Source organism: Roseofilum reptotaenium CS-1145 (genome assembly GCF_028330985.1).
Lineage (GTDB): Bacteria > Cyanobacteriota > Cyanobacteriia > Cyanobacteriales > Desertifilaceae > Roseofilum > Roseofilum reptotaenium.
Window position 1 is genome coordinate 14,173 of record NZ_JAQMUE010000051.1, and the last position, 23,314, is coordinate 37,486.

At 45.0% G+C, this 23,314-nt stretch carries 19 protein-coding genes; 14 read left to right on the forward strand and 5 right to left on the reverse strand.

Annotated features, from left to right (window positions below; genetic code table 11):
* Positions 1-23 precede the first annotated feature (23 nt).
* Both PN466_RS08360 and PN466_RS08365 read right to left on the reverse strand, forming a co-directional pair.
* Complete coding sequence (locus PN466_RS08360; RefSeq protein WP_271938652.1) at positions 24-1,106, reverse strand: hybrid sensor histidine kinase/response regulator; 1,083 nt, start codon at positions 1,104-1,106, stop codon at positions 24-26.
* Between the two features lie 421 nt (positions 1,107-1,527).
* Entirely contained in the window at positions 1,528-7,116 is a 5,589-nt protein-coding gene (locus PN466_RS08365; protein WP_271938615.1) for a PAS domain-containing protein, read from the reverse strand.
* A gap of 63 nt (positions 7,117-7,179) precedes the next feature.
* Between PN466_RS08365 and PN466_RS08370 the strand changes: the two genes are divergently transcribed.
* From PN466_RS08370 to folE, 6 genes are all read left to right on the forward strand, one after another.
* The gene (locus tag PN466_RS08370) at positions 7,180-8,238 is read left to right on the forward strand and encodes a hypothetical protein (protein WP_271938618.1); all 1,059 of its coding nucleotides are present in this window, start codon (positions 7,180-7,182) and stop codon (positions 8,236-8,238) included.
* 323 nt (positions 8,239-8,561) lie between these two features.
* Positions 8,562-9,257, forward strand: coding sequence for an aldehyde oxygenase (deformylating) (locus PN466_RS08375; protein WP_271938620.1), 696 nt, complete (start codon positions 8,562-8,564; stop codon positions 9,255-9,257).
* A 162-nt stretch (positions 9,258-9,419) separates the two neighbouring features.
* The gene (locus tag PN466_RS08380; RefSeq protein ID WP_271938621.1) at positions 9,420-10,460 is read left to right on the forward strand and encodes a long-chain acyl-[acyl-carrier-protein] reductase; all 1,041 of its coding nucleotides are present in this window, start codon (positions 9,420-9,422) and stop codon (positions 10,458-10,460) included.
* A gap of 83 nt (positions 10,461-10,543) precedes the next feature.
* Positions 10,544-11,524, forward strand: coding sequence for an acetyl-CoA carboxylase carboxyl transferase subunit alpha (gene accA / locus PN466_RS08385; RefSeq protein ID WP_271938623.1), 981 nt, complete (start codon positions 10,544-10,546; stop codon positions 11,522-11,524).
* 121 nt (positions 11,525-11,645) lie between these two features.
* Complete coding sequence (locus PN466_RS08390) at positions 11,646-11,855, forward strand: hypothetical protein (protein WP_271938626.1); 210 nt, start codon at positions 11,646-11,648, stop codon at positions 11,853-11,855.
* Between the two features lie 90 nt (positions 11,856-11,945).
* Positions 11,946-12,662: a GTP cyclohydrolase I FolE gene (folE, locus tag PN466_RS08395; protein WP_271938628.1), complete on the forward strand. Its 717-nt coding sequence runs from the start codon at positions 11,946-11,948 to the stop codon at positions 12,660-12,662.
* A 109-nt stretch (positions 12,663-12,771) separates the two neighbouring features.
* Here the strand turns inward: folE and PN466_RS08400 are convergent, their stop codons facing one another.
* Positions 12,772-13,317: a hypothetical protein gene (locus PN466_RS08400; RefSeq protein WP_271938631.1), complete on the reverse strand. Its 546-nt coding sequence runs from the start codon at positions 13,315-13,317 to the stop codon at positions 12,772-12,774.
* 150 nt (positions 13,318-13,467) lie between these two features.
* Here PN466_RS08400 and PN466_RS08405 point away from each other — a divergent pair, with 150 nt between their 5' ends.
* The 6 genes from PN466_RS08405 to PN466_RS08425 all read left to right on the forward strand — a co-directional run bounded on the left by PN466_RS08405 (position 13,468) and on the right by PN466_RS08425 (position 18,388).
* On the forward strand, positions 13,468-14,976 hold the full coding sequence (locus tag PN466_RS08405) for a CheR family methyltransferase (RefSeq protein ID WP_271938634.1): 1,509 nt from the start codon (positions 13,468-13,470) through the stop codon (positions 14,974-14,976).
* Positions 14,977-14,993: 17 nt separating this feature from the next.
* Positions 14,994-16,070: a chemotaxis protein CheW gene (locus PN466_RS08410; protein ID WP_271938636.1), complete on the forward strand. Its 1,077-nt coding sequence runs from the start codon at positions 14,994-14,996 to the stop codon at positions 16,068-16,070.
* Between the two features lie 23 nt (positions 16,071-16,093).
* The gene (locus PN466_RS08415) at positions 16,094-17,536 is read left to right on the forward strand and encodes a methyl-accepting chemotaxis protein (protein ID WP_271938637.1); all 1,443 of its coding nucleotides are present in this window, start codon (positions 16,094-16,096) and stop codon (positions 17,534-17,536) included.
* 139 nt (positions 17,537-17,675) lie between these two features.
* Positions 17,676-17,891 (forward strand): hypothetical protein, encoded by a 216-nt coding sequence (locus tag PN466_RS08420; protein WP_278003030.1) that lies wholly within the window; start codon positions 17,676-17,678, stop codon positions 17,889-17,891.
* 8 nt (positions 17,892-17,899) lie between these two features.
* Complete coding sequence (locus PN466_RS26630) at positions 17,900-18,025, forward strand: ACP phosphodiesterase (protein WP_449314328.1); 126 nt, start codon at positions 17,900-17,902, stop codon at positions 18,023-18,025.
* 33 nt (positions 18,026-18,058) lie between these two features.
* Entirely contained in the window at positions 18,059-18,388 is a 330-nt protein-coding gene (locus tag PN466_RS08425; protein WP_271938639.1) for a hypothetical protein, read from the forward strand.
* A gap of 122 nt (positions 18,389-18,510) precedes the next feature.
* On the opposite strand, the gene PN466_RS08430 is transcribed toward PN466_RS08425, so the two are convergent.
* Positions 18,511-20,712 (reverse strand): phosphoketolase family protein, encoded by a 2,202-nt coding sequence (locus PN466_RS08430; protein WP_271938641.1) that lies wholly within the window; start codon positions 20,710-20,712, stop codon positions 18,511-18,513.
* A 461-nt stretch (positions 20,713-21,173) separates the two neighbouring features.
* On the opposite strand from PN466_RS08430, the gene PN466_RS08435 reads away from it, so the two are divergent.
* The gene (locus PN466_RS08435; protein WP_271938643.1) at positions 21,174-22,352 is read left to right on the forward strand and encodes an iron-containing alcohol dehydrogenase; all 1,179 of its coding nucleotides are present in this window, start codon (positions 21,174-21,176) and stop codon (positions 22,350-22,352) included.
* A 189-nt stretch (positions 22,353-22,541) separates the two neighbouring features.
* Positions 22,542-22,865, forward strand: a complete 324-nt coding sequence (locus tag PN466_RS08440) for a Mo-dependent nitrogenase C-terminal domain-containing protein (protein WP_271938646.1) — start codon at positions 22,542-22,544, stop codon at positions 22,863-22,865.
* A 59-nt stretch (positions 22,866-22,924) separates the two neighbouring features.
* Here the strand turns inward: PN466_RS08440 and PN466_RS08445 are convergent, their stop codons facing one another.
* Positions 22,925-23,215, reverse strand: a complete 291-nt coding sequence (locus PN466_RS08445; RefSeq protein ID WP_271938648.1) for a DUF3226 domain-containing protein — start codon at positions 23,213-23,215, stop codon at positions 22,925-22,927.
* Between the last annotated feature and the right edge of the window lie 99 nt (positions 23,216-23,314).

Genomic DNA, 23,314 nt, shown 5'->3' on the forward strand with positions numbered 1-23,314 from the left:
ATTTAATTATTAATGGTTAATCTTTAATATTTAATCGGGAGCGTAATCTTAAAAATTGAGCCATGGGGTTTATTGTTACTCACCTGAATGTTCCCCCCATGGGCCTCTACGACTAATTTACAAAACGCTAGGCCTAATCCAATCTGTGAAATATCAGGCAAAATATTGCCAATTTCGTATTTCTCAAAAATCTTCTCTTTCAAAGACTCTGGAACTCCAGGCCCCTTATCCAGGACTTCCAACGTAATGGGCCCAGAAATGGGAGCATTTAAGTGAATAATAATCTGACTATCGACAGGCGAAAACTTAATGGCATTGGAGAGTAAGTTATCTAATACCCGATGCATCATCGCTTCATCAATGGCAATGACGCTTCTGGGTTCTTCTGAGTAGAGGGTAATTAAGATTTGATTTCTATTAGCAGCGATCTCTTCAAAATTAGAAATGGCTGAACTCACCAGGACAGCTAGATCCATTTCTTGTAAGTTCAGGCGAACTTTCCCCGATTCTAAAAGAGAAATTTTCAATAAATCATCAATTAAAACTTGCAGCGCTTGGGCTGAATGATAGATTCTATCGAGTTTATCTTTTTGTTTTTCTGGGCTATACTCTCGGGTTCTGAGTAGCTCTAACCCAAATAACACACTCCCTAGAGGGTTTCGTAAATCATGCACTACCATTTTTACCATATCTTCCCGTAATTTGAGCAGGCTTTCTAGCTCGTCATACTGCTGCTTAATTCGGAGCATTGAGGAGATACGAGCGCGAAGTTCCATCCCATTCACGGGTTTGCTGATAAAGTCGTCTGCTCCTGCATTCAAACAACGGGCGAGATCTGATTTTTCACTTAATGCCGTGATCATAATAATGGGGACAACTTTCCATTTAGCCAGAGATTTAATCTGCCGACAAACTTCAATCCCATCAATTCCAGGCATCATCACATCCAGGAGAATCAGACCTGGATTGTAGGTTTCTAGAGAAGTCAGGGCCTCTTGACCATTGGCAGCATAATAGAGGTTGTAGTCCTGGTTACTCAATAGGGTTTCAATAACATCAAAATTATCGGGTTCATCATCAACAATTAAAATAGAAGACTCATTGATCTGATTCATCTGTTTATTTACCCTATGTCTGGTCTAGATTAGGTGACAATTCCCCACTCTGATCTAGCCTAGTGCCTTGAGCACAGCTTCGCCAACGGTAGAGTGCTGGATTCTCCATCTAGTTTTTAGATCGAGATGTCGCGTGTCTGAGTGAGGCTTTGCCCAGCTCTACTTCCTTAATCAAGATCCCAGAATTAACATCATTATTGCCCTATACTCATTGTCCCGGTTTACCACAGCTCTATACGCCACTCGTTGAAATTAGATTTCGTTACGTAAGGCTCTCTGTTATATCTGTGTCGCGGGTGGGTCTATGGACCCTATCCATTATACTCTATACTGTAAAGAAGAGTACCCTTTATTTTGGGGGCTTTCATGCCGACATTAACTCTTGGAGTAGAAGGGGCTACTCTCGGGCGGTTTAAACAAAAAGCTGCTCTATGAGAGTAACTAATTGTTTGAGTTTAACCGGTTTACTCAGGTATTCATTGGCTCCTGCTTCTAGGGTTCGATCGCGATCGCCTTCCATCGCTAAAGCAGTTAAGGCAATAATCGGAATATCCACCAACTGAAGATCCTGACGGATTTTCTGGATCGCTTCTAAACCATCCATTTCCGGCATCTGAATATCCATTAAAATAATATCAGGCTTTTCTGAGGCTGCTAAAGCTACTCCTTCTAAGCCATTTCTACCAATGCACAGTTGATAGCCTTTCACGTTTAAGTAACTTGACAGAGTCGTAATATTTGCGTCGTTATCATCGACAAGCAAGATTAATGGCGATCGCGCCGTAGTAGAAGCGAGAGCATCTTGAACACTCTCCTCTTCTGTAAATGGCTTGACTTCTGTAGAGGGCAGTTCCAGACAAGGCAGATCTATACTGACACAAGTCCCGCAATCTACTTTACTCCTCACCACTACTTTACCCCCATGAAGTTCCACAATCTGCTTCACTAAAGTTAAGCCCAATCCTGTCCCGGTATACTTTCGATTTAAGGCGCTATCGATTTGCACAAAGGGCTTAAAAAGTTTTTCTAAGTTTTCTGGCGCAATCCCGATTCCCGTATCGCTGATACCAATGCGTAGATAATGATGAATCGTGAATCCCGGATCTTGGCGATCGGATTCCCCTTCTGCATAAAATACATTTACGTTGCGAATTTCCGGAAAACAAAGGGGTTCTTCCTGACTCAAGGAATGCCGACTCACGACTTTGAGCGTAATTTTGCCTCCGTCCGGAGTGAATTTTACCGCATTATTGAGCAAGTTAATTAATACTTGGCGAATACGGCGCTCATCGACCCAAAGATCGGGTAAATTCTTGGCGATCTGGGTTTCTAGAAAAATGCCTTTTTTCAGAGCTTGTTGTTTGACAAAGGCCAGACTAGAAGCACATAGGGGGGCAACTGGGACACGACCATATTCTAGTTCCATTTGGCCCGATTCGATTTTAGCGACATCCAGAATATCGTTAATTAGCTCTAGTAGATGGGAACCACTACGCTCAATAGTTTGTATGGCTTTGAGCTGTCGTTCATTAATTTCGCCAAAGATTTGCTCTTGCAGTCCTTCCGTCATTCCCAGGATGGCATTGAGAGGCGTGCGAAGTTCATGGCTCATGTTGGCCAGGAATTCATCTTTGAGTTGAGTGGCGCGGGCGAGTTCTTGGTTGGTTTGTCGTAGTTGTTGTTCAGCCGCTTGGCGATCGCTAATATCTCGACACACACAAATTAAGTACCCATTGTCCGTGAGAGTAAGGGAGAGTTCTTGGGCAAAAGGTTCACCTTGCCGTAGGGCAACAGTGGTGCCTCGCCATTGGTGTTTCACGTCCAGGACAGGAAAGACTTGCTCTTCAAAGAATTGGATTTGTTCGGGAGCGTAGAGCTTGCGCCAAGTTTGTCCGAGCAATTCTTGGGGGTCAGTAAAGTTAAAGAGGCTCAGGTGAGCTTGGTTGATAAAGATATAGCGATCATCTTTGAGAATCGCTATCCCATCGATCGCCGCTTCAATGGCTGCCATCTGGGGTTCCAGTTGGGCTTGCGCCTGTTTGCGATCGGTAATATCTTGACAGACACAAATGAGTGTCCCATCGTCCGTGAGCGTCAGGGAGAGATATTCATTAAAGGTCGATCTATCTTTACGAGTGGCTATTGCCTCCCCTCTCCAAGACCCTTGTTCGAGGAGTACGGGAAATATTTCTCCCTCAAAGCGTTTTAGTTCTTGCTCAGAATACAAGATTCTCCAGCTCTTGCCGATTAGCTCTTCAGGCCCATCATAGCCAAACATCTGTACATGGGAACGGTTCAAATATTCGTAGTAATCTCCCTTCAGAAGGGCAATACCATCTACCGCAGCCTCAATGCTGGCCAGTTGTCGAGCATTTTCCTGTTCCGTTTCTTCTCGCTTGCGCTGTAGGCGATAGCCTTGGATGAGGTTACTACAGGTACTCAGAAAAGGTTCTAATTCTTCTACGATCTGGCGATCGTAGCCCTGGGTTCGATTGGCCATCCCCACCATTCCCACGAGAGTCGATCCACTGTAAAAGGGCAGACCTAAAAAGGTCTTCACGGGGGGAGGACCATCGGGAATGCCGCAGTGCTGGGGGTCGGTGTTGGGACTATTGGTCATTACCGGTTTTCCGGTCATCACCACAGCCCCAAACAGGGTATTGATATGCTCCAATTCTGGAGTAGCTTGATCCCAAACCCCATTGCTCATACTGTAGGTTTTTAGGTAAGGAACGCCACGAATTTTTAGCAAGATTTCATTACATTCAGGACGCTTATCCTGCTGCTCCCTGAGCGAAGTCGAAGGGAGGATAGAACTGTTCTGATCCTGACAGCGCACTTCACCGATAAAACCATATTCACTCTTCGTCAGTTCAAGTAAGTTAGAAAGGAGTCCTTCAAAAATGGTTAACCGATTACCAGCCGTGATAAATTGCGCCTGGGCTGTGCTGATGGCATTGAGCAGTTGGTTACTGCGTGAGAGCGCCATTTCTACTTGTTTGCGATCGCTAATATCAACCCGAATCGCCAGATATTGAAAGGGTTTTCCCCGGGCATCCAGGAAGGGAATAATCGTGGTATCGACCCAATACAGGCGACCGTTTTTGGCTCGGTTGCACACTTCTGCGCGCCAAACCTCTCCTTTGGCGATGGTTTGCCACAGGTTTTGGAAAAATTCGGGGGGATGGAATCCGGATTTAATCAGGCAGTGGGTTTGACCCAAGATTTCGGCTTGGGTATAGCCAGAAATTTCACAGAAGCGATCGTTCACATAATTGATGACTCCTTTCGCATCAGTAATAGCCACGATCGCCGCTTGATCCAATGCCAACTTAAAGTTTGCCAATTCTTGCATCAAGGCTTGACGGTGTTGGGAGTCAATTTTGATTTGGGTGATATCTCGATTAATACCGATCATTCGTTGGGGTTTTCCCTGCCCATCTTGCTCCACAATCGCCGTAGCATATACCCAGCGCATGGTACCATCAGGATGCAAAATCCGAAATTCAGTATTAAACTGTTTTTCTCCCCTCAAGGCTGCTTGCACAGCTTCGATGGCTTTTGGGGCATCTTCTGGATGGAGGGAATTTTGCCAAAGTTCAACCGTATTCCTGCTATTCGAGGGGTCTAAACCATAGAGATTATACATTCTCCGATCCCAGGTGAGAACATTATGGGTCACATCCCATTCCCAGATCCCGATCTGAGCGGATGAAACCGCTATCTCTAGGCGCTCCGATAAATTATGTAGGGCTAAAGTTCGCTCTTCTACACGCTCTTCCAGTTTTTGGTTCAGGTGCTGTAGTTCTAATTGGGTATTGCGGAGATCAGTAATATCTTGTACCGTTCCTTGGGAGAGAATGGGATGATTCTGGGCATCATAAAAGGTTTCACATTGTTCTTGCAAATATTTGATCCGCCCATCGGCAAACAGCAGTCGGTGCGTAATATTGTAGGGTTGGTAATTTTTTAGGTGTTGAGAGTAGGCTTGGTTGACCTTTTCTCGATCTTCTGGGTGAATCTGGTTGAGAAAGTCTTCATAGGAGGGTTCACCATTTTGGGGGGTAATCTCAAAGATGCGAAAGACTTCATCCGAGCAAGACCAGTGATTGTTGAGTAGATTGAATTGCCAATTTCCTATCTGGGATTTTTTTTGTGCTTCTTGATACTGTTGTTGGGTTTGTTGCAGTTGGGTTTCTATGTGTTTGCGATCGCTAATATCTGTAATGCTTCCCACATAACCCATTACCTCTCCATAACTATTGCGCTCTATTGTAGATTGGCTGTAAACCCAGAAGGTACTGCCATCGGGGCGTTGAAGACGGTATTCTAATGCACAAGCACACTGATTTTCGACGGCGTTGACCCAAGCCCTAAGCACCCGTTCCCGGTCGTCTGGATAGAGGAGCCGCATCCATCCATCCCCCATGGCATCAGCTTCCGAGAGTCTTGTTAATATAGACCAGCGACGATTAACATATGTGTATTTACTCGCCTTATCTGTGCAAAAAATACCAATAAAAAGGCTTTCCGCGAGACTCACGTATTGTTGCTGACTTTCCTTCAGTAAGCGTTCTGCCTGTTGTCGTGCCCTCAGTTCTAGAGTGAATTTTTGGTGCGTATTGGCATGTTGGATGGCGATCGCCAGTTGGACCCCAATGTCTTCTAAAAGAGCAACCTCGTCCTCCGTCCAGTCTCGATAGTCTCTACATTGATGAGTCATTAACAATCCCCAAGGTTGATCGTCTAAAATCACGGGGATAACCAGATTAGACTTCACTTGATAGGGTTCTAATCCCTTCAGAGGGTAGGAGCTATCTCCCGCAGGTTGATCTCGAAAACAAGAGAGTGCGATCGCATGTCCCAGGGCTGATGGCCAGCGCGGATCGACAGATTCGGCAATCATATGTCCATGACCATCACTTTGAAATTGGCATACCACCACGCGATCGCACGCGAACAACTGTCTAATTTCCCCCATAGCCCCCTCTAAAACTTCTTGCAGATCCACGGATTGGCCCATCCGCCTGGCAATATCGGCCACAACCTTCTCGCGTTCCTGTTGCGCTTCTAAGTGGTTAACTTTACGTTCTAAAACTTCCACTAACTTGTAGATTTCTAGGGGATTCAGAGCTTGTAAGAGATTGCTTTGGGTAACCATTCCCAATAGTTCCCCTTGCACTCCGGTCACCACCACGTGCTGAGTAAAATATTGCTCCATAATTTTCTGCACTGCCCACAGGGAGTCTTGGGGTTTAACCGCAAAAATGGGACTGCTCATTAAGCTAGAAGCCGTATAGTCTTGCAGATGGGGATAGAAGCTATGAAATTGAACCAGGTCTCGCTCAGTAATGATACCCACTGGGACATCTAGAGAACCCGTGGTAGTGTGACGAGTTTGAATCATCACGACAGAGCTAACCTGGTGGCTGGCCATTAACTGGGAAATTTGGAATAGGGAGGCCTCAGGAGTCGTGCAAATCACATCGGCACTCATCACTTCTTGTACTTCTCGCAGACGCAACAGATCCATGGGGCGCGAGATCTGAAGTAAACTTTCATGGGTCACTAATCCCACCAAGTTCTCTTCAGCATCAAGGATGGGGAGATGGCGAATATGGTGTTGTCTGAACAAATTAATAGCAAAAAATAGGTCAGTGAAGTTGTCCTCTTTGAGGGCAATCACTAAAGGACTCATGACCTGTTCAACGCGCAGATAGGCCAGGGGTTGGTCTTGGGCTAATAAACGCACCATATCCCGTTCAGTAAGGATACCCGTGACGTTTTGATTATCCACCACCAGCACACAACTAGAGAGGGCTTCTAAATGCATGTGATCTCGTTGCGTCTGTTCAGTGCGGGTCGTTTTGCACGATAGATGAGCGCCACTCATTTTCGAGATCGCCTCTCGCACGTTGGTATTGGCAGAGACCACCAGAGGGTTTTGAACAATGGCTGACCTCAGTTCTATGGGAGTTAGAGCAGTTCCAGAATTCAACATTCACGGTTTGGGGGTTTTATCTATATTATGGAATATCTTACTGATTAGCGATTACCCCTTACCATGGATCAATCTGTTACTGACCTATTAGCCCTTTTGGGTGAGCAACCCCAACTGGATTTTAATTTACCCGATCCTGAAGATGAAGAGATTCCAGATCAGGAGTTTCAGCAACAACTCGATACAGCGTGGTTGGTGTGCGATCGCTTTGATTTGCAAACGGATATTTGGCGAGGGCGTATTTTACGGGCAATCCGCGATCGGGAGAAAAAGGGCGGTGATGGCCGGGGAACGGGATTTATCAATTGGTTAAAATCGAAAGAAATTACGAAAAGCCAAGCCTATGCTTTGATTCAATTGGCCAATAGTGCTGATACCTTGGTCGAGGAGGGGCAATTAGACCCGGAAGCGGTTAATAATTTTAGTAAACGGGCGTTTGTAGAAACGGCCAAAGCACCGGTAGAAGTGCAACAATTGGTTACGGATGCGGCTAGTCGTGGCGATCGCATTACTCGACGAGAAGTGAAACAATTGGCTGATGAGTGGATGGCCATGTCTTCAGATTTATTACCCAATGAAGTGAAGGAAAAAGCCGCTTCGGGAACGATGGCCTCAAAACATTTGGCCCCCTTAGTCAAAGAATTAGGGAAACTGCCCGATACTCACCTGCAAAGCATTCAAGAAGAGGTCGCCGCGAACCCAGATGTAGAAACCGTTAAACAAATGACATCAGAGGCGCGAAGTCTGGCAAAATACTTAGATGCAGCCGCCCAAGTGCAAGTCCTGAGTCAATCCTCAGTAGATTTAGAGATGGCTCTGGATGAAAGTTTGCGGTTAGGCTGTTTAAGTACGGCTTCAGAATTGCTCAAACAGGCCACCCAACTCGAGCAAACCGTAGCCAAGTTATATTTAACCTGGAAACGCTTAGGAAATTTAGCCGATCGCCTCTACGTAGACACGGGAGCAAGTACCCCCCATCTGCGATCGATGCTCAATCAACTCGGTCCTCTCACCAGTGAAATTCTGGAAGTTCCTCTGCAAGATCGGCTTCCAGACTCCCAGGAGAGTCAGTCGGGTATCCGCCTACAATGGCTCATGGGGGAATTAGGGAACAGGGAATAGGGAATTTTCCTGTTCCCCAATTCCCCATCTCCATGTTTGCTTATCTGCCATCAGACCAGAATGAATAGATGATCGCTTTACGCTATCATCAGATAAATCAATAGATATAGCCATCATTCAGGCAAATTATTCCAGACAAAGGAGATCGAGACTCAGATTAAGATAGACCCTCAATCCTTCTGGCTCCAGAAGGGGATGAAAACGGCCAAGGGTTAAGTTACACTTAAACCTACCAATCGTCAGTCCTCCCAATAGGCACAAATACATTTGCCATCTTTAAGGATTAACATCATCAATATTAGGAATTAGGAGATTAATCACCTATGCAGCAGCTTGCAGTTAGCACTGAACTCAACTATGAAAGCGAAACTTACAAAGATGCCTATAGCCGGATCAATGCGATCGTCATTGAAGGGGAACAGGAAGCCTATGACAATTACATTAACTTGGCTAGTCTGCTGCCCGATGACAAAGAAGAATTGACGAAGCTGGCGAAGATGGAAAAGCGCCACATGAAGGGATTCCAGGCTTGCGGTAACAATTTGAAAGTAACTCCCGATATGGAGTTTGCCAAAGAATACTTTAATCAACTGCACCAAAACTTCCAGGATGCCCTAGCAGAAGACAAGGTGGTTACTTGTCTGCTGATTCAATCCTTGATTATTGAGTGCTTTGCGATCGCCGCCTACAATATCTATATTCCCGTAGCTGACCCCTTCGCTCGCAAAATCACCGAAGGAGTGGTCAAAGATGAATATCTCCATCTCAACTTTGGTGAAGAATGGCTCAAAGCCCACTTTGAAGACTCTAAAGCAGAACTGCAAGCAGCCAACCGCCAAAATCTACCCATCGTCTGGAAAATGCTCAATCAAGTGGAAAAGGATGCTAAAATCCTGGCGATGGAAAAAGAGTCCTTAATTGAAGACTTCATGATTGCCTATGGTGAAGCCCTCGCTAACATTGGCTTTACCACGGGAGAAATCATGCGGATGTCTGCTTATGGGTTAGTATCTGTCTAATCTCGCCTCAGAAGCCTTGAGTTGACGACCCATTTCTTTCTTAGATTTGAGGAAACTTACCGGTCAGACCGATCCATCTGATCGGTCTTTTTATTCTAAAATGGTCTATTTCGTCCCATTGTCCTTTACTCTATTAGCAGACGGCTTAAATTTAGTACATCCATGTTTGGTCTGATCGGTCACCTTACTAGCTTAGAACATGCCCAATCCGTTGCCAGGGATTTGGGATATCCAGAATATGCAGATCAGGGATTGGATTTCTGGTGTTCTGCCCCTCCACAGACAGTGGATGATATTACAGTCACCAGCGCTACCGGAAAAGTCATAACCGGTAAGTATATCGAATCCTGTTTTCTCCCAGAAATGTTGGCCAATCGTCGGATTAAAGCGGCCACTCGCAAAATCCTGAACGCTATGGCCCATGCTCAGAAACAGAAAGATGAAGATGAAATTCATATTACGGCCTTGGGGGGATTTTCCTCGATTATTTTTGAAGAATTTAATCTTCATGACAACCCACGGGTTCGTAATGTGGAATTAGACTTTCAAAAGTTTACAACGGGCAATACCCATACCGCTTATATTATTTGTCAACAAGTGGAACAGGTGACGGCTCAGTTGGGAATCGATCTATCCCAAGCGACGATCGCCGTTTGCGGTGCAACAGGAGATATTGGCAGTGCTGTCTGTCGATGGCTGAATCAGAAGACCGATGTGGCCGATTTACTCTTGGTAGCACGCAAAGAGGATCGCCTGAGAGCGCTACAATCAGAACTGGGACGAGGTAAAATTCTGAGCTTAGAAGAGGCTCTCCCCCTAGCAGATGTGGTGGTTTGGGTCGCCAGTATGCCCAAGGGTGTAGAAATTGATGCGTCTACACTGAAACATCCCTGTTTGATGATTGATGGGGGATATCCGAAAAATTTGGGGACTAAACTGCAAGATACGGATATTTACGTGGTCAATGGCGGGATTGTAGAACAGTCCCTAGATATTGAATGGAAAATTATGGATATAGTGCAGATGGATGTGCCCGAGCGACAGTTGTTTGCTTGCTTTGCTGAAGCCATGATTCTAGACTTCGAGCAGTGGTATGAGAGTTTTTCTTGGGGTCGTAATCAGATTACGGTGGAAAAAATGGAGAAAATTGGCACAGCTTCAGTCAAACATGGATTTCGTCCCCTGCTATTACCCCAGGCTTAAGGCTCAGAGCTGAGTACAGATGACCCGAATCCGATAAAATGAGAGACGGGCCCAAGAGAAAATGTGATTCCCCTTTAGTGAATGTGAATACTCCTGAACGTAAACCCCTACTCCTGGATTTTGAAAAACCACTGTTTGAACTAGAGAACCGAATTGAACACATTCGGCAATTGGCAAAAGAGAACAGTGTCGATGTCTCCGATCAAATTCATCAGTTGGAGCAGCGCTCCGTTCAACTGCGAGAGGAGATTTTTACCAATTTGGCTCCCACGCAACGGTTGCAGTTGGCTCGCCATCCTCGCCGTCCCTCGACGTTGGATTATATCCAGTCGATTAGTCAGGAATGGATTGAGTTACATGGAGATCGCTGTGGAGGAGACGATCCAGCCTTGGTTGGGGGGATTGGTCGTATTGATGGGCGATCGGTTGTCATGCTCGGCCATCAAAAAGGCCGGGATACTAAGGATAATGTGGCCCGTAACTTTGGTATGGCTTCACCTGGGGGCTATCGCAAAGCCATACGATTAATGAATCATGCCAACCGGTTTAAAATGCCCATTCTCACGTTTATTGATACTCCTGGAGCTTGGGCGGGACTGCAAGCAGAAGAATTAGGACAAGGGGAGGCGATCGCCTATAATTTGCGGGAAATGTTTCGTCTGGATGTCCCCATCATTTGTACCGTCATTGGCGAAGGCGGATCGGGAGGAGCATTGGGGATTGGTGTGGGAGATCGCCTATTGATGTTTGAACATGCCGTCTATACCGTCGCTACTCCAGAAGCCTGTGCTGCCATTCTCTGGAAAGATGCCAAAAAATCTCCCCAAGCAGCAGAAGCGCTAAAAATTACCGCCGAAGACTTAAAAGAATTGGGGATTTTAGATGATTTATTGCCGGAACCTCTCGGTGGCGCTCATAGCGACCCCCTAAAAGCTTCTAATATTCTGAAAACATCTATTCTCCGCCATCTTTCTGAACTCGATGCCCTATCTCCCCAACAACGCCGAGACCGGCGCTATCAGAAGTTTAGGCACATTGGAGTCTTTTTAGAAGCGTCAGCCTAGACCCTTTCCCTTGTGTTAACCGGGGCAATCGGAGTTATAATGGCTCCCAGTAACAATTGTTTACATTTTCCTCATTACCGATTTGAGTTTTGCTGATCCAAGAAGTTTAGATTACAACGGCTTGACCTCCCTGGCATGGGCTGTCCAAGCTTCTTCAGCTTTATTCCAATTGATCCAACGTGTAGCCTTAGTCTCTAGCTACACAACCTCTCTGCTGATGCCAATCCTAGATCCTTCCGATCGCTCCAAAACGATCTCAAACCCCATTACTTCCCCCATCAGCAGCCATCGAGGAATGGAACAATACCTCAAAGTCAGTAGCTCGGCTTAAGTAGCTCTGGCCCAGATCCTAGTGCAGACCAAGTTCCTCTTTGTCTGTCTTTGCTCACCCACCTAAACTGAAAAGAGAGTTTTCAATCTTATGACTATTGCTTCCTCTAATGGTTCTCCCTCCTTGAGTTATTCTTCGGATAAGGATGCTAAGGAACATCAACCGTTATCGAGTCGGCCCGATCGCTCTACCACCCATGGTGCGGAGTCAAAAATTTCCCATCCGAGTTCTGATGTCAGTAATGAAGCCTTAATGAATTCCGTGCAGACGATGTTAGCAGAACTCGGTGAAGATCCAGAGCGGGAAGGACTCCTGAAAACCCCCAAACGAGTTGCTGAGGCTATGCGCTTCCTCACCAATGGCTATCATCAATCCTTAGAAGATCTGGTCAATGGAGCCATTTTTGATGAAGGCCATGATGAAATGGTTCTAGTGCGTGATATTAATCTCTTTAGTTTGTGCGAACACCACATGCTGCCGTTTATGGGTAAGGCCCATGTGGCCTATATTCCCAATCAAAAAGTGGTCGGTTTAAGTAAGTTAGCGCGGATTGTGGAAATGTATTCCCGTCGCTTACAAGTGCAAGAGCGGCTGACTCGCCAAGTGGCTGAAGCGATCCAAGAAATTCTTGACCCTCAAGGAGTGGCAGTGGTGGTTGAAGCCAACCATATGTGTATGGTGATGCGCGGTGTGCAAAAGCCTGGATCTTGGACAGTGACTAGCTCGATGGTGGGTGTGTTTAAGGAAGATCAAAAAGTGCGTGAAGAATTCTTAAACTTGATTCGTCATCAACCCAGCTTTTTCTAAAGGCAATTTTTTCTAACCTTCTGTTCAACAAGGGGCTGGGGGCCCCTTGTTCTCCAAGGTAGCAAAGTTTAATCAAGGAAATCAGGTCAATATTTAGGCAAGAGGGCAATTACCGGGCTGGATAAAACCGTTGATCTCGACCCAAATGCCATCCTTGCAGTTCACCTGCTCGCCACTGTTGGAACACTTCTGCTGTAGAGATTCCTAATTTTTCGGCTAAAATTTCTGGAAAGATACCTTCAAGTCGAGGTTTGGCAGAGGCTTCGGTTTCCTCTTTTCTCTTTTGCACTTGAGCAAGTTGGGCTTCGATCTCCTGGGCATAATCTTGAGATTGGGTGAGTGCTTGTCGGAGTATTTCGATTTGGGTTTCCTGTTGAATGAGGATTTGGCGCACTTGAGTAAGTTCGGTTTGTAGCTCTTGTCGCTGTTGCTCTAAGCTCTGTACACTGTGTTGGTAGTGCGTGAGTTCTTGTTGAAGTAGGACTTTCTGGCGATCGCTCATCTCTAAAGCTTGATGTAAATAATCATTTTCCCGCTTCAAAAAATGCTCTGCTCCTCCAGACTCAGCATAACTGTGCATCTGAAGGAGTTGATCGAGTTTTGCATCAACTTGGACAATTCTCTCTTCTAAGGTCAAATCAGGAACTGGATTCATAGAATTGTTCTCCATTGTGTCGTCTCTAAGGCTTAAAACTATTTAAATAATTGGAAGATTAGATTTCCATAGCTGTATTGTCTGTCATTCTAGTTAATGAAGAAAGCCAGAAGAAGAGCATTGGAAGACTAAGGGGGTTAACTGAGTCTGATGATTAATATTTTTCTGCTAGAGCAGTTGATTCAGTTGATTAACCACAAGACGGGATTAGCGATCCGCTCTAAGGATCGTGAGAGTTTGAGTCAGAAGGTCATTCATCGTACTCAATGCTTACACCTGTCTTCGGTTGATGATTATTATCAACTTTTGGCTACTCCCAGTTACCGCAGCAATCGAGAGTGGGAGACATTGATTGATCTATTGACAACAGGGGAAAGTTATTTTTTTCGCGATCGAGGACAAATTCAGCTTCTGCGAACCCATTTACTACCCGAGTTGATTAATATACAACGTCATCAGGCTGGCGATCGCGATCGCCCCAGTTTCAATGTCTGGAGTGCTGGATGCTCGACGGGAGAAGAGGCTTATTCTTTAGCCATTTTGTTAATGGAGCTGATTCCCGACTGGAGAAATTGGCATCTGCGGGTTCTGGGAACAGATATTAATGCTATGGCGATCGCTAAAGCAAAGACCGGATTGTACAATGACTGGTCTTTTAGACTCGTTGAACCCAGATTAAAAGCCTCCTACTTCAAACCTCATCAAGAACTCTGGAAAATCAACCCTGATGTCCAACAATTAGTTCACTTTCAAACCAGCAATCTCATCCTAGACTCCATTCCTCAAGACCAGGGTCAGTTCATACCATTTGATTTAGTCATTTGTCGCAATGTCTTCATTTACTTAACTAAAGAAGCCATTGACATTTGTTTACAGAAATTTTGTAATGCCCTTCACCATCAAGGGTATTTTATTACTAGCCATACGGAGTTATATGGTCATAACTTACAGTGTCTGCAAATCAAGGCCCTTCCGGAATCTATCGTGTACCAAAAAAAATGTGCTTTGATGAATGTAAAGACATCTTCCGAGCAGAAAAAAATCACTTCTTTCTTCCATCCCTTACCCCATAAGTCGGATTTAAAGTTGCCTTTTTCTGATAATCAGATTGCCGCTCATGTTTCCGTTAATGCTGATAATTTAACCCTTTACAAACCTCAAAATTCACCTCACAAGAATCAGAATCAAAAAACATCTAAGCCAGAAAAGTATCCTAATCTGATCAAAAAATCTCTAGACTATTTAGAAGAAAATCCAAAGGATTTCACAGACTTACTATCGATGGCAAAATCCCATGCCAATCTGGGAGAACTCGACTTAGCTATCCAATATGCTCATGAGTGTTTATCTGTTAGATCATTTGCTATTGATCCCTATTATTTACTCTCACAAATTGCAGAAGAAAAAGGAGAACTAGAGCAAGCAAAGATCTACCTAAAGCGGATTATTTATTTAGAACCAAAATCAATCTCTGCTTATTTAGATTTAGGGTCTCTGTATGCTCAACAAGGGAATAAAGTACAAGCTCGCAAGTTTTGGAACACGGCCCTACACTTACTTCAAAAACATCCTCAAGATGCTAAAATAGGAACATCAGAAGAATATACAACTAAAGAATTATTGAGATTTATCAAGAACCGCTTAAAAGAACTTCAATAAACTTCAAAATAGGGATTATGGGAAAAAAACCGTTTATTACCTTTAGCCTGAACGGTTCACGCTACGGGATAGATGCTCTATATGTAGAAGAAATTTTCTTCTTACCTGAGTTAACCCCCGTTACCGAAGTTGCACGAGATATTGCCGGAGTTCTCAATCTAAGGGGTAAGATTATTCCAGTTATGGATCTCGAATCTAGACTCGGATATGTAACTCAGGAATACCAAATCAGTGATAGCGTCATTGTCTTGCACTCTGAAGACATACTCATGGGCATTATTGTTAATCAAGTCCATGAAGTACAGATAATTGAAGAATCAGAGATCTCGACTCAATTTTCCCAAGGGCGTTTAAAACGTGCTCTTCAAAAATCGCTTCATTGGCCATCTATGACCCCTTGTATGAGGGGATTGGTACAAGTGGAGAATCACATTATCATGATTTTAAATATCGAGACTCTACTCCGCCCGGTAGAAACTGAGGAGTTGGCAGACATTGATCCAGGAATTGAAGAAGAATTTACCTCTGACAATGAACAATTCCATGCTCACAACCGAACTTTATTTTGTCCCCATGCCAGCCAAAAAGAGCGAGAGATTTTTCACTCCAGGGCGAAAAATCTAAGACAATCTCTAGCTCATGAAGATATCAAAGGCTTAATGCCTATTGCGGTTATTGGTTTGAATGAAGAATATTTTGGTATAGATTTAGAATTAGTGCGCGAATTTACTCCTATTGAACGAGTTACACCTATTCCGTGCTGTCCCTCTCATATTGTGGGCAATATTAATCTCAGAGGTGAAATTGTTACTTTAGTGAATATTGGGTCTATTCTGAACCTAAACTATAATCGGGTTCCCTTGCGAGCAGTTGTAGTCGCTACTGAAGACTTTGTGGTTGGTGTGGTCGTTGACAACGTTTTTGATGTCATCTACTTGTCCAAATCGCAAATCAAACCCATTCCTACGGCTGTGCATGTGGTAGATGAAGAATATCTACGGGGAACAGTAGCTTATCAGGAAAAAATGATGGGACTTCTCGATTTGAAAAAGGTTTTGAATCACTCAGAATTACGAGTTAATGAAGCCAGTTAGTTGTATCCTTGAGGAGAAAATAGATGTTTTCTAATTTAAGAATCAGAGAAAGACTTCTGTTTAGCTATGCTATACCCATTGGGTTTACTGCCTTGATTTCTGGCTGGGTATATATCACGGCACAGGAGGTTTTTCAGACAGTAGATCGAGTTCAAGAAGTGATTATAAATATTGGTGACTTAAGTCTAAGTGGGCAGGGAATGATTCGGAGTAACCGAGGCTATTTAGCTGTTCAAAATCCAAATTTTTTGCAAGAATATCAAGAATACACTCGTCAGTTTGATGCTGTTGCGATAGAATTGAAATCTTTAGTGAACAATCCTGAACAAGAGAGACTTCTCAATCAGATTATTGATCTAAAAAATCAATATCAGGAGTTTTCAGATCAGACACATATCCTAACAGATGAAGGAAAAAGAGATGAAGCCATTGCCCTTTTTAATTCTGGGCAAGGAACAGAGTTTGCAACAGCCTTTGATCGAATCACTGATCGATTTTCATCGATGGAAGAAGATTTGCTCAAATTAGAAACGGAAAAAGCAACTAATGCTCTGCATACATTAATTTGGGTGATTTCTTTAGGAACGCTATGCTTAATCGTGGTGACGGTCTCTTTCGCCTTCTGGATTTCTGGAGGATTAGCCAAAATCATTAATCAATCTACAGAGGAAATCGCTGCGTTTTCATCAGAAATTGCAGCCACGGTGGAACAGCAAGAGCGGACGGTTACTCAACAAGCGTCTTCGGTGAATCAAACCACAACCACTATGGATGAATTAGGAGCTTCTTCTCGTCAGGTTTCTGAGCAAGCAGAGGCATCGGTATCAGCGGCTCAACAAGCCTTGGTCTTGGCCCAAGGGGGTAGTGATGCGGTAGATAATACACTGCAAGGGATGGAAGATTTACGGGAAAAGGTGAGTGCGATCGCCCAACAAATTGTTTTACTCAGTGAGCAGACTGGTCAAATTGGTAATATTTCTGCCTTAGTCAGTGATTTAGCCAATCAAACCAATATGTTAGCCCTCAATGCTGCGGTCGAAGCAGTACGAGCCGGAGAGCATGGTAAAGGTTTTGCAGTAGTGGCCAGTGAAATCCGCAAATTAGCGGATCAAAGTCGCAAATCAGCCGATAAAATTAATGCTTTAGTGATGGATATTCAAGGGTCGATTAATTCAACGGTGATGGTGACGGAAGAAGGAACAAAAACGGTTAGTTCTGGGGTAGATATTGCTCAGAAAACCGCCCAAGCCTTTAGTGGTGTCGCTGAAGCCATTAACGATGTAGTGTTGAATAACCAGCAAATTTCCTTAAACATTAAACAACAGGCGATCGCCATTCAACAAGTCGTAGAAGCCATGAATAGCATTAACCAAGGAGCCAAAGAAACCGCCTCTAGTATTTCCCAAACCCGCATCGGTACCCAAAAACTCAACGAAGCCTCTTTAAGCTTGAAAAGTATTATTTAAGACGATTTAATACTCCTACTTTAGCGATCGAAATCAACTCCAATCTTGACATACATCACACTCTTCTCTGATAGTCATCACCCCGATCGGCTTCATCTTTCCTTATCGTACAAATAGTATGAGTTTTAATCGAAAAATTATGATTCAACTACGCCTACTCCCCTTTGCCATACCTGAACTCTTTGCCCAAGTCAGCACAACCCGTACTCTCACTCAAGCTGACTGTTACGGACTCTTAGCTGCTGTCCTCGAAGATTCCCTCATTGATGAGGAACGAGCTGCGATCGATCGCCTCCTGCACGCTGTCTACAAAGGCCGAATCCAGACCGTCGATGAAATCTCTGCTATCGTCTAGAAAGTCCCGTGAACTACTTTGCCCATCTTCTCTTAGAAGGAGATGATAGTGAATTTCAACTGGGGAACCTCCTGGGTGATTTTGTAAAAGATATTGCCTGTGACAGAGAATATGGAATAAGAACAGTTTTTTAATTTATTCAAAAATAATTTAGGATAATCCAGCTCATGGCCCAGCTCAATCAGCAAAAAATATTTGACCTCCTAATAAACGAAGTCCTGGAAGCTTATCCACATATTGAGGATAAGTTAGACTTCGTATCTAGAGATATTTTAGAACATCTGAAATCTAGGAGCAATCAGGTCAAAGAAAGATTGCGTCAGGGATCTTTTACAAAAGACGATGGTCAAATCGATCAGCGTGAGGCTTTTTTACTCACCTGGATTGAGGAAGTATGGGAAGCACAAAATGGCAATCAAGAGTTATATGAAAAATTACTCAACCACTTAAATGGAACACCACAAGAGTTTGACTTGTATGAAAAAGAAGTGCCTTAGCTTAAAGTCTTGATTTGTAGGTTGGGTTGAGGAATGTGCATGTCCGCGAAGCGGAAAACCCAACAAATATCGTGAATTTGATTAACAGTTGTAGGGGCGAAAAATTTTTCGCCCCTACGATTCTAACGGCCTAACAATTCTTCTGCCCGCTTGGCCAAGTTTTCCGCCCTCAAACCGTTGTAGGCCATAATCTCTCCAGCGCTCGAAGCCGTTTCTCCCCGTTTCCAGGCAAAGGTATCGCGCTTACAAGTACTGCGCAACATCACGGGTTCTAAGAGGGCACTGGCTCCTCCAGTAATGCCAATTAAGGCATCACCAGCAAACAAACGATCAAACCCAGCATCATCTAAGAAATGGCTATCCTTTTCTGTGCAAGTTTCCCAAGCGACATCGGTGGGACGATATAACCGTCGGGGATTAATTACGGAAACGATACGCACGCCAATGCCCTCATCTTCTAATTCTAGAGCGGCTTCAAACGTGGGAATTAACGGCATATCGCCAATTACAGCAAACACGACCTTCTGTTTCCCTTCTGTTTCATGGAGAATGATTCCCCCATCTTGAAGAGCCTGACGGGTTTGGTCGAGAGTAGTCCGAACTGGTAAGGGGGATTTACTGGCAGTAATCGTAATTCCCTTATTCTTGGTTCCCAATGCCCATTCATAACACACTTGGATACTGTTGGCATCGCAGGGGAAGAGGGGAAAGATATTACCATTTCGCATCATGGCAGCAAAATAATTTTCAATTTCTGGCCGTTGGTGCGTCCAACCGTTGCGTCCTTGCTCTAATGCTCCAGCAGTGAAGAGGGTAATAGTTGAGGGGGTAGGACGGCGCAATTCTGCCATGGCTTGAGTTACGGTTTGCCAAATCGGCAGGCCGTTGATAGCGAAGGATTCATAGGAACACCAGAGGGTACGCACTCCAAAGAGGGCGAGTCCTGCGGCTAACCCTGCACAGGCATCTTCACTTAAGGGTTCATAGACTTGGCCTTGGGGCCCTTGGAAGTAGTCTTCATCGGGGGTGGGATGGAGGATTTTCAGACCGATATTGACGTTATTAATCCCCGATGCAGCATTACCATCGGCGTTAGTAAGCAGGAAGTTGGGGTCAGTTTTGCCCACATGAACGATTAACTCACCCATGGCGGTGGTGGCTACTTTTTTGTCACCTTTGACGGGATATTCAGTGAGAGGCAGTTGGCCGAGTTCGGGTACGGGGAGTTCTTGTTCGGTGACGACATGGCTAGAAGCAGGGCCTCCAGCAGAGCGCTCAAAGTTGGTGCGAACGAGTTGCCAGCCTTCAGGGGTGAGGGCGCGTTCTTGAAGGGCACTCACGATGTAGTCTTTTTCGGTGTTATCTCCGGGATAGAGGTTGTGGGATTTTGCGCCACGTTTGTGAACACCTGCACCTTTGAGTTGTTTGACAATGAGGACGGTAAGTTTACCCCCTAGGGCAGATTGGGCGGCTTGGTGGGTGGCGGCAAGGAGTTCTTGCACGAATTCAAGCCGGTTTTTGAAGGAGAATTGGGTGCTGTCCACATAGTCTCCGGGTTGGTTGGTGTCGTCGAAGTCTTTGGCATTGACGAGGATGACTTCTTCAAAGCCGTTACCTTCCCAGTATTGGATCATTGCTTCGTTGGTTTTGGTGGAGACCATGCTGTGGTGTTCTTGGGAGTAACCGTTCCAAACGAGGATGGGAAGGAAGTTGGTGATGTGGGGAAAGGCGGTGTGGAAGTGGCCGAAGCTGCTCATGATGTAGGGTTCGCCGAGGCCGCCGTCGCCGATGGTGACGGGGAAGAGGATGCCAGGGTGGAGTTTGGCTCCGGCCATGGCGAAGTGTTGCCCTTGGCCGAGGGGGCCGGCTGGGTTGAGGAGTCCGGGGATTTGGCCGGAGAGGTGGCCGAGGAGTCCGTGCATTTCCCGAAAGCGTTCGCGCATTTGTTGCACGGTTTGGATGCCCATGTCTTCGAGGGAGCGGTCGAGAAACATATTGCTGTAGAATCCGGGGGCGTGGTGACCGACTTCGGTGAGGATATTTTTGTGACCAAGCATGACGAGGGCGGCGATCGCCTCGGCAATACTAGCAAATCCACCAGGATGTCCCGATTGTTTGGAGGCGGTGATTTGTAGGGTCAGATACCGCAAGGCATCGGCCGCTAGGAGCGTTTGATAGGCGGCACGCGGGTCGCTGGGGGAGGTAATCGCTGTTTGTCCTGCTTCAATGGCAGGTTCGGTTCCGTAGGTGGCAAATTCCGGGAGGCTGTCAGCAAAATATTGGATACCTTGACAAAAGGGGGAAACAGTGGTATTCACGGTCATGAGCAAAAAAATCCTCTGGCGTGGTTGGAGATGGTTAAATAAATCTTACAATGTTGCTGGACAGTCCATTGGGTAGGGTCTATTGGTTAATTTCCTAGAAAACCATAAATAAGAAATTATAGATAAAAACTTTTCCATCGAAATATACGGAAAAAAAAGAGAGGAGAAAAGGAGTAGAGTGATAGATTCAACTGAGTATTCAGTAGAGATGGGGAATCTGTTCACTGGGGTAAGTTGATTAATAATCTCAGACAAAAAAATCACTGCTTGAGACCAGTCTAGGGATGGAAATTAGGGTATAACAAACCAGAGTAGTGTTTAGTCATACCCTTTATATACTGAGAAAATGACAGGGTCTGAGGAATGGAGTTACAGTGAAGACCCTTGCTAGAATTGTATTTCATAAGGCGGGTCGCCCTCGGATTGACCTGATTGCCCTCTAGAACTGAGAACCCCTGTTAATGAAAGCCTTTAGTTTTTCCAAGGTTCCCCCGATTTATTTTGGTGCTGGCCAAGTTCAAGAATTATCCAATTTAATTACCCAATTTGAGGGTAAGAGGGTCTTGCTGATGACAGGGGCCAAGTCTCTAGAAGCATCGGGTAAGTTAGACGAGATTAAGACTAATTTAAGTCGGTCGGGTCAGGTAGTATATCACAGGATTTGCGATCGCGAACCGACCGATGCTTTGATTGATGGCATCTGTGCGGAGATCCGCGACTTCTCGATTGATGCGATCGTCAGTATTGGCGGTGGTAGTGTGATTGATGTGGGAAAAGCGATCGCCTCTGATATTCCTCCAGAGTCTGGGGCGATCGCTCATATCCAAAGCCTGGCAAGCAAACCATGCTTCACCCACCCCAAAATTCCCTTAATTGCCATTCCCACTACCTCTGGTATGGGAAATGAAGTTACCCCGAAAATGGCGATCGACCGGATTGAATCTCGAGGAACCAAAACCTTTTTCACTCACCCCCAATTTATTCCAGATGCCGTCATTATTGACCCAGAACTCCTGATTTCCTGCCCTCCCGATCTCACGGCTACGTCTGGGTTAGTCACTTTATCCCACTTAATAGAAGCTGAGTGTGCCCTGCATACCTCAGTCTTAACGGAAGCGATTATCTGGAGTGGCTTAGAAGCTCTCAAAGATAATTTGCTGCTTGCTTGTGCAGTCGGAGCCACTAGCCAAGCAGTGCGTGGAAAAATGGCCTATGCCTCCTGTGCATCCGGTATTAGTCAATCGAATAGTGCGATCGGACTGCTGCAAGGACTCTCTCTCACCCTCAGTAGTTTTTGCCCCATTCCCTATCGTATCGCTTGTAGTACCTTAGCGGGTTCTGCTCTGCGGATGAGCTTAAAAGCGCTGCGAACCCGTTATGCTCAAAATCCCATTCTGCTCAAAATTGCTAAGGTCGGAGAACTCTTTGATGGCCGAACTCACCAAAGCCCCCATTATTATTGTGATGCCTTAGTCAATATTGTAGAAGCGTGGGTGCAAATTCTCCCGATTCCTCGTTTGGGTCAATATGGCATTCGTGCCCAGGATCTGCCTCCCGTCATCGAAAAAACCCTCGATTACTGCCCCAATGTAGATCTACATCGAAATGAGATCTACTCCATCTTACAGGACCGATTGTAGCGCTTTGGGCTGTCGAGGACATGAAACGGGCTGGTCATGGATCATCAGTCATCGGTCAATTGCTCTTCTTCGATGGCTAGAGGGTAAGCCAATCTTATTGGTGATAACAAAAAATTATATAAAAGAAGATTTGCTATCTCCTGAGCTTATGTATACACTGAAAGTATGAAAGCAATCGGAGCAATGATTATGTTCAAGTTTCTCTTCACCCAACGTCCTACTAACCCTGAACTGCGAGAAAACGATCGCACCATTACCCATTACTTACATCCTTTACGTCGATGGCTCAATCGGTTAGAAATCCGTGATGAAAACATAGCCCATTTTCTCTGTCGTCTGATTCCAGTTCAGTGTCCTTTTGCTCGCGATCTCTATTTATTCGGCCGTAAAATCGGTCATATTCCCCCCTTATGCAAGTTAAATCCACTCTATGAAGAAGTGGTTGGACTGCGATTCCGCGCTCTGTGTTATTTGGCTGATGAATGTGGACAAGATATTCGCATTTATTGTTAAGCACACTGCGCTGGTAATCGGTAAAACCTGCTGTAACTCAAAATCGTTTACAACTCGTATCATGTTTTGAACCACTTCACAAAGTCCTGTGCTTTCGGATGATTCGGATCGAGGATCTTTTGCTTAACTGCATCGTGCAATTGTCGTCCCGGTGGATCTTGCCAAGCCAACCAAGTATAGATATTCGCTTTATCCCCATGAGAAGATTTAAAGGTTGCGCCTCTTTCCTTGGCTTCTCGAGCAACTTCTTTGGCATACTCCCAAAGCGGTTGACTTTCATCTCGAACCAGATATTTTAGGAATGTTTCTAACCCACATTCCGCACGACAAAATGTAGTACAAACACTCAAGCAAGAGCAGTGAGTATTTAAGCTTACCAAAAAAGGGGTAACAAAGGTTGTTCAAAGTGTCATACTAGAGAGGAAATTGATGAAAGTCAACTCTATATA